General features: G+C 39.7%; 12 protein-coding genes. All 12 read left to right on the forward strand.

Annotated features, from left to right (window positions below):
- The first annotated feature begins 328 nt into the window (after positions 1–328).
- The 12 genes from QWT87_RS16590 (at position 329) to purD (ending at position 15,119) form a co-directional block, all read left to right on the forward strand.
- Complete coding sequence (locus QWT87_RS16590) at positions 329–1,231, forward strand: branched-chain amino acid transaminase (protein WP_302717348.1); 903 nt, start codon at positions 329–331, stop codon at positions 1,229–1,231.
- Positions 1,224–2,909 carry a dihydroxy-acid dehydratase gene (gene ilvD / locus QWT87_RS16595; RefSeq protein ID WP_302717349.1) on the forward strand — a complete coding sequence of 562 codons (1,686 nt, stop codon included), beginning with the start codon at positions 1,224–1,226 and terminating at the stop codon, positions 2,907–2,909. Before QWT87_RS16590 ends, ilvD begins: the two co-directional genes overlap by 8 nt.
- A 22-nt stretch (positions 2,910–2,931) precedes the next feature.
- On the forward strand, positions 2,932–4,671 hold the full coding sequence (gene ilvB / locus QWT87_RS16600) for a biosynthetic-type acetolactate synthase large subunit (RefSeq protein ID WP_302717350.1): 1,740 nt from the start codon (positions 2,932–2,934) through the stop codon (positions 4,669–4,671).
- A gap of 10 nt (positions 4,672–4,681) precedes the next feature.
- Positions 4,682–5,272 carry an acetolactate synthase small subunit gene (ilvN, locus tag QWT87_RS16605; RefSeq protein WP_076393459.1) on the forward strand — a complete coding sequence of 197 codons (591 nt, stop codon included), beginning with the start codon at positions 4,682–4,684 and terminating at the stop codon, positions 5,270–5,272.
- Between the two features lie 153 nt (positions 5,273–5,425).
- A complete protein-coding gene (ilvC, locus tag QWT87_RS16610) occupies positions 5,426–6,907 on the forward strand; it encodes a ketol-acid reductoisomerase (RefSeq protein ID WP_302717351.1) in 1,482 nt (493 codons plus the stop codon).
- Positions 6,908–7,049: 142 nt separating this feature from the next.
- Positions 7,050–8,312: a threonine ammonia-lyase IlvA gene (gene ilvA, locus QWT87_RS16615; protein ID WP_302717352.1), complete on the forward strand. Its 1,263-nt coding sequence runs from the start codon at positions 7,050–7,052 to the stop codon at positions 8,310–8,312.
- A 112-nt stretch (positions 8,313–8,424) separates the two neighbouring features.
- Positions 8,425–9,153, forward strand: a complete 729-nt coding sequence (locus QWT87_RS16620; protein WP_302717353.1) for a pirin family protein — start codon at positions 8,425–8,427, stop codon at positions 9,151–9,153.
- Between the two features lie 232 nt (positions 9,154–9,385).
- Positions 9,386–9,937 (forward strand): NADPH-dependent FMN reductase, encoded by a 552-nt coding sequence (locus QWT87_RS16625; protein ID WP_302717354.1) that lies wholly within the window; start codon positions 9,386–9,388, stop codon positions 9,935–9,937.
- Positions 9,938–10,218: 281 nt separating this feature from the next.
- Positions 10,219–11,217: a phosphoribosylformylglycinamidine cyclo-ligase gene (gene purM / locus QWT87_RS16630; RefSeq protein ID WP_302717355.1), complete on the forward strand. Its 999-nt coding sequence runs from the start codon at positions 10,219–10,221 to the stop codon at positions 11,215–11,217.
- 47 nt (positions 11,218–11,264) lie between these two features.
- Positions 11,265–11,831 carry a phosphoribosylglycinamide formyltransferase gene (purN, locus tag QWT87_RS16635; RefSeq protein ID WP_302717356.1) on the forward strand — a complete coding sequence of 189 codons (567 nt, stop codon included), beginning with the start codon at positions 11,265–11,267 and terminating at the stop codon, positions 11,829–11,831.
- A 414-nt stretch (positions 11,832–12,245) separates the two neighbouring features.
- Positions 12,246–13,763 (forward strand): bifunctional phosphoribosylaminoimidazolecarboxamide formyltransferase/IMP cyclohydrolase, encoded by a 1,518-nt coding sequence (gene purH / locus QWT87_RS16640; RefSeq protein ID WP_076393472.1) that lies wholly within the window; start codon positions 12,246–12,248, stop codon positions 13,761–13,763.
- A gap of 117 nt (positions 13,764–13,880) precedes the next feature.
- A complete protein-coding gene (purD, locus tag QWT87_RS16645) occupies positions 13,881–15,119 on the forward strand; it encodes a phosphoribosylamine--glycine ligase (protein ID WP_288458936.1) in 1,239 nt (412 codons plus the stop codon).
- Positions 15,120–15,258: the final 139 nt, after the last annotated feature.

The following is a 15,258-nucleotide window of genomic DNA, read 5'->3' on the forward strand; positions in this document are numbered from 1 at the left end:
AAATTTGAAATTCAACAGGTTATAGAATATTTTTGTTTTAATGAATATCGTAAAAAACACTGCTTTTTATAGATTTTTGATAATTTTTGGGCGGAATTTTTATGAAAAAGTAATTGCTTATCAAAATTAGTTTATACATTTGTATCGTTAAATACAAGCAAATGAGTAACTCAATTATTATTCTTGTCATTTTTGTCATTATCGGATTTTCGGTGATGGGCAATGGCTTGTGATAATTTTTGAAATTGAAATAATACAGACCATTCTCATCACGAGAATGGTTTTTTGTTTAAAGACCACACCAAAATAAAAATTAAAACGATATAGAATGTATTACAATGACGACAGTGTTCTCTTCTTTGATGGAGAATATGTAAAAGCAAAAGAAGCAAAGACCGATTTGTACGGTCAATCATTACACTACGGATATGCGGTTTTTGAAGGCATTAAATCCTACAAAACAGCCAATGGAACCAAAATTTTTAAAGCAGAAGAACATTACGACAGACTGAGAAAATCAGCAGAAGCAATGCATATGCCTTTTCATTATTCTACCGAAGAAATGGTAGAGGCTACTTATAAATTGTTGGAAATTAATAATCTGAGTAACGCTTACATCCGTCCTTTAGTTATCTGTTCTCCCAATATGTCCCTTTCAAAAGGACAGAAAAGCTATCTTGTTATTGAAGTATGGAACTGGGATAATGGCTATCTGGCGAACAAACTGAGAATTATGACCTCTTCCTTTCAGCGTCCTAATCCGAAAGCATTTAAAATAGAAGCTAAAGTGAGTGGACATTACGTAAATTCTATTCTGGCAAGTCAGGAAGCGAAAGATAAAGGATTTGATGAAGCACTTGTTCTGGACGAAAATGGAAATGTAGCAGAAAGTTCCGGCGCAAATGTATTCTATGAAAAAGACGGAAAACTGTATACTCCTCAAAAAGGAAACATCTTACCCGGTATTACAAGAGCTACTGTTTTCGAAATATGTAATCAGTTAGGGATTTCGTACGAAGAAAAATTATTTACACCGCAGGAATTGCAGGGCGCAGATGCCGCATTTTTCTGTGGAACAGCAGCAGAAATTGTCGCTGTGGAATCTTTGAATGATATTCCTTTCAGAATGAATTGGGAAGACAGTTTATCAGCTAAAATTCAGCAGGCTTACCGTCATTTGGTCGTAGAAGAAAATTATTCATACCTGAAATCAAACCTGCAAAATGTGTAATACAGAACTGAACAAATATTCCAAAACGCTTACAAAAGACCCGACGCAGCCTGCAACTCAGGCAATGTTTTACGGTATTGGTTTCCAGAAAGAAGACTTCGACAAAGCCCAGATCGGAATTGCAAGCATGGGTTATGATGGCAACACCTGCAATATGCATCTCAACAGTCTTGCTGAAATCGTGAAAAAAGGAGTGAAAGAACAGGATTTGGTGGGTTTAATGTTTCATACCATAGGAATAAGCGACGGAATGACCAATGGTACAGACGGAATGCGCTATTCCCTTGTAAGCCGTGATATTATTGCAGATTCCATAGAAGCTGTATGCGCAGGACAGTATTACGACGGGCTCATCACCGTTCCCGGATGCGACAAAAATATGCCCGGTTCCCTCATTGCTATGGCAAGACTGAACCGACCTTCCATAATGGTCTATGGCGGAAGTATTGCTCCCGGACATTATAAAGGTCAGGATCTGAACATCGTTTCAGCTTTTGAAGCTCTGGGAAATAAAATTGCCGGAAAAATTTCAGAAGAAGACTTTCAGGGAGTCATTCAAAACTCCTGTCCGAGTGCAGGAGCTTGTGGCGGAATGTACACCGCAAATACCATGGCTTCCGCTATTGAAGCTCTGGGAATGAGTCTTCCGTATTCTTCTTCCTATCCGGCGCTCAGTCGCGAGAAAAAAGAAGAATGCCAATTTGCGGGACATTACATCAGAATTCTTTTGGAAAAAGACATCAAACCTTCCGATATCATGACACCAAAAGCCTTTGAAAATGCTTTGAGACTGATTATGATTTTAGGCGGAAGCACCAATGCTGTACTGCATTTTATTGCCATTGCAAAATCAATAGGATACGATCTGACTTTGGATGATTTTCAGCGGATCAGCGATGAAACACCGTTTCTGGCAGACCTCAAACCCAGCGGAAAATATCTGATGGAAGACCTTCACAAAGTAGGGGGAGTGCCTGCTGTAATGAAATATCTGTTGGATCTGGGATTGCTACACGGCGACTGTCTTACTGTAACAGGCAAAACCATTGCAGAAAATCTCGAACATGTCACCTCCATTATTGAAAGAGATCAGCATATTATTCACGATATCAGAAATCCCATCAAAGAAACAGGACATATCAGAATACTATACGGAAATCTTGCCGAGAAAGGATCGGTAGCCAAAATCACAGGTAAAGAAGGAAACTATTTCAGGGGAACAGCCATTGTATTTGATGGCGAAAAAGAATTCATCAAAGGAATTGAAGACAAAAAAATCAAAGAAGGAAACGTTGTCGTTATCAAAAACGAAGGTCCGAAAGGCGCTCCCGGAATGCCCGAAATGCTGAAGCCAACTTCTGCTTTAATGGGTTCCGGCTTAGGAAAAAATGTAGCACTGATTACAGACGGAAGATTTTCCGGAGGAACACACGGTTTTGTTGTAGGACACATCACACCGGAAGCATTTGAAGGAGGACTGATCGGCCTTATACAGGACGGAGACCTCATTGAGCTCGATGCAGAGAAAAATACCATCAATGCATTGTTGTCGGATGAAGAAATTGAAAAAAGAAAAGCCGGTTTTCATCAGCCTGAATACAAAGTGAAAAGCGGAGTTCTTTATAAATATGCCAAATCTGTGGCAGATGCATCGCAGGGCTGCGTAACCGACCTGTAATCACAATTAAAATTGAAACATTATGAATACACTTGAAATAAATGAACAGAAAGATACCCGAAGTGCGGAAGCCATTGAGATATCCGGATCCAAAGCAGTTTTAGAAGCCTTATTGCAGGAAAATGTAGACACTGTTTTCGGATATCCAGGAGGAGCAATTATGCCTATTTATGATGCTTTATATGATTATTCCGAAAAACTGAAACACATTCTCGTTCGTCACGAACAGGGCGCAGTTCATGCAGCACAGGGATTTGCAAGAGTATCAGGAAAAACGGGCGTTGTCTTTGCGACAAGTGGTCCTGGAGCCACCAATCTGGTGACAGGTCTTGCAGATGCCATGATCGACAGTAACCCGGTAGTTTGCATTACAGGGCAGGTTTATGCTTCCTTACTGGGAACAGATGCATTTCAGGAAACCGATGTTATCAATATCACCACACCGGTTACCAAATGGAACTATCAGGTTACCGATGCCACAGAAATTCCTGAAGCCATTGCCAAAGCATTTTACATTGCAAACACCGGTCGTCCCGGTCCTGTTTTAATTGATATTACCAAAAATGCGCAGCTTCAGTTATTCGATTATTTAGGCTATAAAAAATGTACTCACATCCGAAGTTATCGTCCCGAACCCGAGATCAGAAAAGAATATATTGAAAAAGCAGCACAGCTCATTAATCAGGCCAAAAAACCATTCGTTCTTTTCGGACAGGGAGTAATTCTGGGGAAAGCGGAAGAAGAATTAAAATCTTTTATTGAGAAAATTAATCTTCCGGCAGCGGCTACCGTAATGGGACTGAGCGCGTTGCCTACCCATCATAAATTGCACGTAGGAATGTTGGGAATGCATGGAAATTATGCCCCCAATGTAATGACGAATGAATGCGATGTATTGATCGCTGTAGGAATGCGTTTTGATGACCGCGTTACCGGACGTCTCGATAAATATGCAAAACAGGCAAAAGTAATTCATCTTGATATTGATCCCGCAGAAATTGATAAAAATGTAAAAACAACAGTTCCTGTTTGGGGTGACTGTAAAAAAACACTCCCTTTATTGACAGCACTTCTCGAAGAAAATGACCATTCAGAATGGGTGGAGAAATTCCGCGAACTGGAAAAAGAAGAAATAAAAGAAGTCATACATAATGAACTGAATCCCACTACAGACGCCATGACGATGGGAGAAGTTATCAGAGTATTAAACGAGCTTACTAACGGAGACGCCATTATCACAACAGACGTCGGTCAGCATCAGATGGTAGCCTGTCGATACGCCCGGTATAACCGTTCAAAATCCAGTGTCACTTCCGGAGGACTGGGAACAATGGGATTTGGTTTGCCGGCTGCTATCGGAGCATGGTATGGCGCTCCCGAAAAAACAGTCGTGGCAATCATCGGGGATGGCGGATTTCAGATGACACTTCAGGAATTGGGAACGATTATGCAGTTTGGGGCAAAAGTGAAAATTCTCATCCTCAATAACGAATTTTTGGGAATGGTGAGACAATGGCAGCAATTATTCCACGACAGACGTTACTCATTCGTAAATATTACAAGCCCTGATTTTGTGGTAGTTGCCAAAGGATATTATATTGAAGGTGAAAAAATATCCGAAAGAAAAGATTTAAAAGCTGCCCTCGAAAAAATGCTCAGTCATGATGGAGCATACCTTCTGGAAGTGATGGTAGGAAAAGAAAACAATGTATTTCCGATGGTAGCACAGGGAACCTCAGTTTCGGAGATCAGACTAAAATAAAAAAAAGAAAATGGAAAAACAGGAATTTACCATCACACTATACACCGAAAATTCAGTGGGATTAATCGGCAGAATATCGGGAATCTTCTCACGGAGAAAAATCAATATCGAGAGTCTGAATACCTCACCTTCAGAAGTAGAAGGCATTCACAGATTCACCATCGTTATCCAGGAAAACGAAGAAGTAGTGAGGAAACTCTGCCGACAACTGGAAAAACAGATTGATGTAATGAAAGCCTATTACAATACAGACGATGAAATTGTATGGCAGGAACAGGCACTTTACAAAGTACCCGCAGATGTGGTTACCGAAAAAGTATATGTAGAGCGGCTGCTTCGTCAGTATGGCGCATCAACTGTAGTTATCCGTCAGGATTATATCGTGTTTGAAACAGCCGGACATCGTGAAGAAATAGACAGATTAACCGAAGAACTTAATAAATACGGTCTCATAGAATTTGTTCGCGGTGCCAGAATCGCCATCATTAAAAACAGTGCGGGAATCCACCAAAAAGTACTTCAGTTTGAAAACCGAGAACCCTCTCCGCATATTGTAGAGAACGAATATCTCGATAAGCGGGATGATGTTTTTACCATGTAACAGATTAGTCAAAACATTCAAATCCCGAAATTGAATACAATGTTTTATTGTTTCAAAAAACATTCAGAACAAAACCTAAAATAAAAATATTAATCCTGAAAAGTAGTTACAGTAAACATTTTACTTAATACTTTTTACATTTTACCCAAAAATATGGCAAATTACTTCAATACCCTATCACTAAGAGAACAGCTCCATCAGCTTGGACAGGCAGAATTTATGGACAGTACAGAATTTTCCGATGGTGTAGTAGCTTTAAAAGGAAAAAAAATAGTAATCGTCGGATGTGGCGCTCAGGGACTTAATCAGGGGCTTAACTTAAGAGACAGCGGACTAGATGTTTCCTATGCCCTCAGAAAAGAAGCCATCGACGAAAAAAGAGATTCATGGAAAAATGCCACAGAAAACGGCTTTCACGTAGGAACATATCAGGAACTCATTCCTACGGCAGATTTAGTCATCAATTTAACCCCCGATAAACAGCATACTTCCGTAATCAGCACCGTACAGCCACTCATGAAAGAAGGGGCTACATTGTCCTATTCCCACGGATTCAACATCGTAGAAGAAGGAATGCAGATCCGTAAAGACCTCACCGTAATCATGGTTGCCCCGAAATGCCCCGGTTCCGAAGTCCGTGCAGAATACCTTCGAGGTTTTGGAGTACCCACACTTATTGCCGTACATCCCGAAAATGATCCTCAGGGAAAAGGATGGGCAGAAGCAAAAGCCTATTGTGTGGCAACTGGCGGACACAAAGCAGGAGTATTAAAATCATCCTTTGTAGCAGAAGTAAAATCAGATTTAATGGGAGAACAGACCATTTTATGCGGACTTTTGCAGACTGGCTCCATTCTTTCCTTTGACAAAATGGTAGAAAAAGGTATTGATGCAGGTTATGCTTCCAAGCTCGTTCAGTACGGCGTTGAGGTGATCACAGAAGCACTGAAACACGGCGGTGTGAGCGGAATGTTAGACCGACTTTCCAATCCTGCAAAAATCAAAGCATTTGAACTTTCCGAAGAATTGAAACACATCATGCGACCGCTTTTCCAGAAACATCAGGATGATATCATCTCCGGAGAATTCTCCAAAACCATGATGCAGGACTGGGAAAACGGAGATGCCAACCTTTTGAAATGGCGTGCGGAAACCGGCGAAACAGCCTTTGAAAAAACTCCGGCGGGAGACGTAAAAATCTCCGAACAGGAATATTTCGATCATTATCTCCTCATGTCCGCATTCATAAGAGCAGGCGTAGAACTCGCTTTCGAAACCATGGTGGAAGCAGGAATAAAACCGGAATCTGCCTATTACGAATCCCTGCACGAAGCTCCCCTCATTGCCAATACCATCGCAAGAAAAAAACTATTCGAGATGAACCGCGTGATTTCAGATACGGCAGAATATGGCTGCTACCTCTTCGATCAGGCTTGTAAACCCCTTCTGGCAGACTTCATGAAAAAAGTAGACACAGACCTCGCAGGAAAAAACTTCAACGAAGGAAAAGACGCGTCCGTAGACAATGCGCAATTGGTTCACGTTAACGACACCCTCAGAAACCATCCGGTAGAAATGGTCGGCAGAAAACTTCGTCAGGCAATGACGGCAATGAAATCCATAAAAACCGTATAAAAATTTTTGGGCAGCTATTTCCGCCCTCCGTTCCCGCTTTTTTCTTTTCTCGAAAAAGAAAAAGAGCTCCACTCAGGTCGGGCTGCGAGACATTTCCGCTTTCAGGAAATAAAGACCATAAAAACCGGTAAAATAAATGAAGATGAATAAAACACTCACACTTCCCACACTCGAATCCGCCATACAGGCAAGAAAAAGCATCGAAAACGTGGTGAATTATACCCCTTTGCAATACAGCACTCGTTTGTCGGAAAAATTTGATGCGCATATTTACCTTAAAAGAGAAGACTTACAGCCGGTGCGATCCTACAAATTAAGAGGCGCTTATCATAAAATAAAAACCCTTTTCAACGAAGGCAGAACTTCAGAAGGAATAGTTTGTGCAAGTGCAGGAAATCATGCTCAGGGAGTTGCTTTTTCATGCAAGCAGCTCCAGATTAAAGGAACCATTTTTATGCCCGTAACCACACCAAAACAAAAGCTGGAACAGGTAGAAATGTTTGGCGGTCATTTTGTAGACATTAAACTCTTCGGAGACACCTTTGATGCATCCAAAAAAGCCGCTTTGGATTTTGCAGAAACTTCCGGTGCTGCCTTTATTCATCCTTTTGATGACGTTCAGATCATTGAAGGACAGGCAACAGTCGCACTCGAAATTTTAGAACAGAAAAAAGAAGCAACAGACTTTGTTTTTATTCCGATTGGCGGAGGAGGACTCGCTTCGGGAATTTCCACCGTATTTAAAGAACTTTCCGCAGAAACCCAACTCATAGGTGTAGAACCGAAAGGAGCGCCCTCCATGAAAACATCCATAGAAAACAAAATCAATACCGAGCTTACTGAAATTGACAGCTTTGTAGACGGAGCAGCCGTAAAAAAAGTAGGAGATTTAACATTTGAAATTTGCAGAAATACACTTTCCGGATGCATTTCCGTAGATGAGGGAAAAATTTGTGAAACCATTCTTCAGCTTTATAATAAAGATGCTATTGTACTTGAACCCGCGGGAGCATTATCAATTTCTGCACTCGAGCAGTATAAAACGCAGATTAGAGGAAAAAATGTGGTGTGCATCGTCAGCGGAAGCAATAACGATATTACCCGGATGGAGGAAATTAAAGAACGCGCTTTGCTCTACAATGGTCTTAAGCACTACTTTATGGTGAAATTTCCGCAGCGTCCCGGTGCTCTTAAAGATTTTGTCCTCAATGTATTGGGAACAAACGATGATATTACTCATTTTGAATACACCAAGAAAAACTCCAGAGAAACAGCTTTGGCAATCGTCGGAATCGAGCTTTCCGATCCATCAGACTTCGAAGGACTCAGACAGAGAATGCAGAGTCTGGATTATTTTGAATCGTATCTCAATGAAAACCCCGATGTTCTCAATATGTTTGTGTAATATCAAAAACAAACAATAAATCCGCTGAAAAGGCGGATTTTGTCGTTCTTATCTTACATCAACAGTTTAGCCGTTTATCTCCTGTATATTTGTATCATAAAATAAAAACATTATGAAAACAGTATATCATAAAGCAGACACAAGAGGTCACGCCAATCACGGATGGTTAAACTCTTATCACACATTCAGTTTTGCCAATTACCAGAATCCTGAAAGAACACACTTCGGAGTATTGAGAGTGTTAAATGACGATACCGTCACTCAGGGAATGGGATTCGGAACGCACCCTCACAGAGACATGGAAATTATTTCCATTCCGTTGGAAGGAGATCTGGAGCATAAAGATTCTATGGGAACTACAGCAGTCATTAAAAAAGGAGAAATTCAGGTAATGAGTGCCGGAACCGGAGTAATGCACAGCGAATACAACAAAAATAAAGATCAGGCAGTAAAATTCTTACAGATCTGGGTATTCCCGAGAGAAGTAGGAGTAGAACCAAGATACGATCAGCAAAGCATTAAAGAAGGCGAAAAAATAAACGGCTTCCAGCAGATCTTATCTCCCGATAAAAATGACGACGGCGTTTGGATTCACCAGGATGCATGGTTCAATCTTGCCAATTTTACCAAAGGAAACGGCAAAAACTATATGCTGAACAAAAAAGGAAACGGAGTCTATGCTTTTGTACTGAAAGGAAGCGCGAAAATCGGAGACCGTATTTTAAATGAAAGAGACGGCTTAGGAATCTGGGATACTCAAAGTTTCAACATTGAAGCCGTAGAAGACACAGAAATATTATTTATGGAAGTTCCAATGGAATTACCGTCATATCTCAAATAAACCCTTAATTTTGCACAACGAAAATTCCCCGCCTTTGGAGGGGTGGCAAAAATTCAGAATGAATTTTTGACGGGGTGGTTAAACAAAATTTAGTCGGACTTCTCATCTTTGCTGAGTGAAACGCCTTTGCGAACGAAAAAATAGAGATTTGCCAATAAAAAAAATCTTAGCGACCTTAGCGTTAAAATTCGGACAAAATAACAAAAACATACTTTAAAATAGATAAAAGACAATGAAAGTTTTAGCAATAGCAGGAAGCAATTCCGATACATCAATCAATAAAATGCTGGTTACTTACGCAGCTTCATTAATTCCAAACGCAGAAGTGGAAATCGTAGACATGAACGCTTTTGAAATGCCGATCTACAAACACCAGCGTGAAGTGGAAAGCGGAGTTCCGCAGGAAGCAAAAGACTTTGCCTCAAAAATCGACGGAGCAGATGTTTTACTGGTTTCTCTGGCAGAACATAACGGAACCTACTCTTCAGCATTCAAAAATGTATTCGACTGGACATCAAGAATTAAAGACAGAGCAGTATGGAATGAGAAACCAATGTTGCTAATGGCAACAGCTCCCGGTGCAAGAGGCGGTTTAGGCGTTTTGGAAGCTTCAGGAAAACGTTTCCCTCTTCACGGCGGAAATATTGTAGACACCTTCACACTGCCTTTCTTTAATGATAATTTTGATAAAGCGGCTCAGAAAATTTCTAAAGAAGAGAAAGACAGTGAATTAAAAGAGAAAATTCAGAAAATTTCTGCCTTAGAATCTATTCTTGAAAAATAGATTTGAAAATTAATATAAAATTAATATCTTTGCAAAAAGGAAAAAAGATGAAAATTCAGACCACTTTTAAAGAATGTTTCTCCAAGAAAGGGAATATTGTGGACTCTGAAATTCTGAGATAAAACAACGGCCGATAATCTACCAAGATTGTCGGCTTTTTTGTTTTCTGAATTTGAATAAAAAGTAAAAATAAAATGTACCAATTCAGTAATGCAGAAATTTACCAATTCAAAACATTGTTACATTGCTAAACTGATACATTGTTAGATTATTAAAATACTATGAGCAACACGTACAAATCAGCAGGAGTAGACAAAGAAGAAGGATACAAAACCGTTGACAAGATCAAGAAAGCGGTCGGCGAAACACATAATTCCAATGTGTTGAACCATTTGGGAAGTTTTGGGGCATTCTATGAGATCGGAGGATACAAAAATCCTGTATTGGTTTCCGGAACAGACGGAGTGGGAACAAAGCTTAAAGTAGCTTTAGACTCAAAAAAATACGATTCTATCGGGGTAGACTGCTTTGCTATGTGTGCCAATGATATTCTTTGTCATGGTGCAAAACCATTATTTTTCCTTGATTATCTGGCTTGCGGAAAACTGGACTCCGAAATTGCTGCTGAAATCGTTTTAGGAATGGTAGAAGCCTGTAAAGACAACAACTGTGCATTAATCGGCGGAGAAACCGCAGAAATGCCCGGAATGTACCAACCTGGAGATTACGATGTTGCCGGATTCTGCGTAGGAATCGTTGAAAAAGACCAGATTATTGATGGTTCAAAGATCAAAGCAGGAGACAAAATCATTGCGCTTCCAAGTTCAGGATTCCATTCAAACGGATTCTCTTTGGTAAGAAAAGTGTTCCCTGATTTCAACGAAGAATTCGAAGGAAAGCCTTTGTACGAAACCCTTTTGGTTCCAACAAGACTATATTACAAAGATATTCATAAAATTCTTGAAGAAGTAGCAGTTTCAGGGGTCGCGCATATCACAGGAGGTGGTTTGTACGAAAATATTCCGAGAATCATCGGTGACGGACTTTGCGCTTCAATCGATGCTTCAAAAATCCAGATTCCAACGGTTATGTTAGAATTGGAAAAAAGAGGAGGAGTTGCGCGTGAAGAAATGTTCGGAACATTCAACATGGGAGTCGGAATGATCGTTGTAGTGGATGCACAACATGCAGAAAAAGTATTGCACCTTTTAGACGATGCTTACGAAATCGGAGAAATTACAGAAGGAAGCGAAAAAATCAACTTGAAAATTACCAATTAGATAATGTATTCCATTTTCAAATTAACTAATTTTCAAATTGACTAATCATGAAGAATCTTGTCATACTCGTTTCAGGTTCAGGAACCAATCTTCAGAGAATCATCGATACCATTGATAATGGAGAAATCCGGAATGCAAAAGTATCTTTAGTGATTGCCGACAGAGAATGTTACGGACTGGAAAGAGCGAAAAATCATAACATAGAAAATATTCTGATTCCGAGAGGGAAAAACTTCAGTAATGAACTGGCTGAAAAAATTCCTCAAAATACAGACTTAATCGTTTTAGCAGGATTTTTATCCATCCTGAAACCCGAGTTCTGTGAAAAATGGAACGGAAAAATAATCAATATTCATCCGGCTTTGCTTCCGAAATTTGGAGGAAAAGGAATGTGGGGACATCATGTTCACAATGCCGTAATTGAAGCAAAAGAAAAAGAAAGCGGAGCAACCGTACATTTCGTAACTTCAGGAATCGATGAAGGAGAAGCCATACTTCAGAAATCATTCGAAATTACAGAAGACGATACTCCCGAAAGCATAGCGGAAAAAGTTCACTTAATAGAATATGAAATTTTCCCAATCGCGATAAACAAAGTATTAAATAATAATTAGACATTAATTATTAGCGATACAAAAAATTCCCCTCCTTTGGAGGGGTGGCAAAAATTCAAAGAATTTTTGACGGGGTGGTTAAAAAACTAACAACAATGAAAGGCTTCGACAAGCTCAGCCTGACAACGCAAAATCTAGCCACTCAGTTTGTCATTCCGTAGGAATCTAAGCTTAGTTGAGATGCTTTCAGCATGACAAACAGAACAGAAAATAGTTAATATTAGAGATGCAGCGCAGAGTCAAGAGTTTATTCTGAGCTTGTCGAAGGAAATCATCTCTTTAAAGAAAAACACATTTAGATTTTAATTATTTCGAAAAACAAGAAAAATCTAAGTAAAAAATAAAACAGACCGGAGGTGAAAGAACCGGTCTACAGTTTGAAATAGCTGTAAAAAGTAAAAAATCGAAAGTAAAATGAGCAAAAAGAGAGTTTTAATCAGTGTTTCTGACAAAAGCGGATTAACCGAATTCGCGCAGTTTTTGGAAGCCCAGAATTATGAATTGATTTCTACAGGAGGGACGTTCAAACATTTGAAAGACGCTGGTTTAAATCCGATTCAGATTGATGAGGTTACCAATTTCCCGGAAATGTTGGATGGAAGAGTGAAAACATTACACCCGAAAGTTCACGGTGGTTTGTTGGCGGTTCGTTCCAACGAAGAACACATGAATACCGTTCAGGAACACGGAATTGGACTGATTGACATGGTAATTGTAAATCTTTATCCTTTCTTCGAAAATGTAAACAAAAACATTTCTCTTCACGAAAAGGTAGAATTCATCGACATCGGAGGACCTTCAATGCTTCGTTCTGCAGCGAAAAACTTCGATTCGGTTACGGTAATCACGGATGTTGAAGATTATGCAACCGTAAAAATCGAAATGGAACAAAACGGCGATACATATATCGAAACACGTAAAAAACTGGCAGGAAAAGTATTCAACCTTACTTCGGCTTATGATGCAGCGATTTCAAGAATGCTTTTAGAAGAAGAATATCCAACCTATCTTAATGCTTCTTACAAAAAAGTTTCTGACTTAAGATATGGAGAAAACCCGCATCAGACAGCAGCTTACTACGTTTCTACTTTCGAAAACGGAGCAATGAAAGATTTCGAACAGTTGGGAGGTAAAGAATTGTCTTTCAACAACCTTCGGGATATGGATCTTTGCTGGAAAGTAGTGACCGAGTTCAAAGAAGAAATGGCTTGTTGTGCAGTAAAACACTCTACACCTTGCGGAGTGGCGATCGGAACTTCAGCTCTGGAAACCTATCAGAAAACTTTCGAGTGCGATCCGGTTTCCATCTTTGGCGGAATTGTTGCTATGAACTACAAAATCGATGCAGCAACCGCAGAAGAATTAAATAAAACCTTCCTTGAAATTGTAATGGCTCCTGAATTTGATGAAGAAGCACTTGAAATTTTAAGAAAGAAAAAGAACTTAAGAATTATAAAAATTGTCAATCCGGTTTCAGACAAACAGACCTGGGTGAAAATCGACGGAGGAATTCTGGTTCAGGACAACGACAGCATCTTTTCGGATGACATCAAAGTTGTCACAGAAACACAGCCTACGGAAGAGCAGAAAAAAGCATTATTATTCTCTCAGAGAGTAGTAAAATATGTAAAATCCAATGCCATTGTCGTTTCCAACGGAATTCAGGCTTTCGGAATCGGAGGAGGACAGGTAAACAGAATCTGGGCAACTCAACAGGCGATCGAAAGAGCCAAAGAAAAATTCTCCGGCGACTTAGTATTGGCTTCAGATGCATTTTTCCCGTTCCGTGACGTAGTAGATTTCTGCGCTCAGGAAGGAATTACAGCAATCATCCAGCCGGGAGGAAGTGTAAAAGATCAGGACAGCATAGATGCTGCCAACGAACACAAAATCCCGATGATGTTTACCGGAATCAGACATTTTTTACATTAATAGTAAAGCAATTCGCCATTGGCTATTAGCGATTGGCTAAAATTATATTTTGAGATTGTATTTATAGCATCCAAAATTATATATTTGTAAATTATAGACTAGTTAATTAAATAAAGTATGAGAATATTAATCATAGGTGAAGGTGGAAGAGAATCTGCTTTGGCAGCAAAACTTCAGAATGACCCAAGAATTTCTAAAATGTTTTTTGCCAACGGAAACGCGACCACTGATGTTATTGGAAAAAATGTTCATTTATCAGAGATTAAAGAACTTAGAGATTTTGCCATCAAAGAAAAGGTAGACTTAACGATTGTTGGTCCTGAAGCTCCGCTTGTAGCAGGTTTGAAGGACGAATTCAAAAAACACGACCTTAAAGTTTTTGGTCCGAATCAGAAAGTTGCAAGTTTGGAAGGAAGTAAGGCTTTCTCTAAGAAATTCATGCAAACCTATGATATCAAAACGGCAAAAGCAGTAGTATTCGATTCCTATAATGAAGCTAAAGAATATGTGCAGACACAGCAATATCCATTAGTGGTTAAAGCAAGCGGTTTGGCAGGCGGAAAAGGCGTGGTAATCTGCGATACTTTGGAAGAAGCTGAAGCAACGATTCATGATTTTATGATCAGAAGAATCTATGGAGATGCAGGAATCCGTTTGGTAATCGAAGAATATTTAGAAGGATTTGAAGCCTCTATCATCGCATTCTCAAACGGGGAAAAATTATTCCCTTGTATCGCGGCGAAAGATTATAAAAAAGCCGGAAATGGCGATACAGGACCCAATACAGGAGGTATGGGAACCGTAGCTCCAAGTCCCGAATTTACTCAGGAACACTACGCAGATTTCGAAAAAAATATCTTAGAACCTACCATTAAAGGTCTTAAAGGAGAAGGGTTCAGCTTCAAAGGAATCATTTTCTTCGGATTAATGGTAACGAAAAACGGAACTTATCTTTTAGAATACAACATGAGATTCGGAGATCCTGAAACGCAGGTTTTAATGGCTTTAATGGAAAACAATCTTCTGGATGTTATTCAGGATTGTATGGACGGAAAAGACATAGAGCTTAAATTTAAAGACGAAAAAGCAGTTTGCCTTGTCATGTGTTCAGGAGGTTACCCAAGAAACATCGAAACAGGTTTCGAAATCGTGGGCGAAGATAAACTGAAATACAGCAAACTTTTATACGCAGGAGCCATCAGAAAAGGAGATAAAGTAGTTTCTAACGGTGGAAGAGTACTGAACATCGTGGCTACAGGAGCAACGTATGAAGATGCCCGCAAAAAAGTGTATGAAGATGCAAGTCATGTACATTTCGATTACGGCTTCTACAGAGAAGACATCGGAAAGTTTTAAAATAATGCCCTGATTTTTCGGGGCTTTTTTTGTTAGAAGCTATTTCCCGCTTTCCGCTGTATCTTTTTTGTCATTGCGAACAAAGAGAAGCACTCAATGGAACTTGTCAGCAATCGCAATAACAAAAAAGGATGTCGCT

The organism is Chryseobacterium urinae (assembly GCF_030518295.1).
GTDB classification, from domain to species: Bacteria; Bacteroidota; Bacteroidia; order Flavobacteriales; family Weeksellaceae; genus Chryseobacterium; species Chryseobacterium mucoviscidosis.